The sequence below is a fragment of the Rhodococcus sp. MH15 genome (assembly GCF_019266045.1).
In the GTDB taxonomy this organism is placed as follows: domain Bacteria; phylum Actinomycetota; class Actinomycetes; order Mycobacteriales; family Mycobacteriaceae; genus Rhodococcus_F; species Rhodococcus_F qingshengii.
On the sequence record NZ_LPNP01000066.1, the window covers coordinates 1 to 464 of the forward strand.

The 464-nt window shown below is 62.3% G+C and carries 1 protein-coding gene; it reads left to right on the forward strand.

Annotated elements, in window-relative coordinates:
* Positions 1-464, forward strand: a 464-nt coding sequence (locus tag ATN37_RS17010; RefSeq protein ID WP_218695436.1) for an HNH endonuclease signature motif containing protein, incomplete at both ends; no start/stop codon positions are given.

A 464-nucleotide genomic window follows, 5' to 3' on the forward strand; every position in this document is an offset into this window, starting at 1 on the left:
CCACACCTGAACGTGCACATCAACGCCAAAGACCTGGCCTACCACCGTGAATGCGCCACAACGAGTGATGGCTCAACACCTGTCCCCTCCGAGGACGACGATCCCGGCATGCTCGATCTCGACTTTCACGATCTCGACAAACAAGATCTCGATGTCGGCCACATGCCCTGGATGGGACCACTGAGCGTCGGCCGCACCCGCATGATCGCCTGTGACTGCATGCTCTCCAGCGTCCTCCTCGACGGAAACGGTGCCCCACTCGACGTCACCCCACTCAAAAGGCTTGTCACCGCGGCACAACGCACCGCCCTGATCGCCCGCGACAAAGGGTGCGCCTTTCCCGGCTGCGACTGCGTCCCCGCCTGGACCGACGCCCACCACATCAAACACTGGGCCAAAGGAGGACCAACCGTCATGGACAACCTGGTCCTACTCTGCCGAACCCACCACACCCTGATGCACCG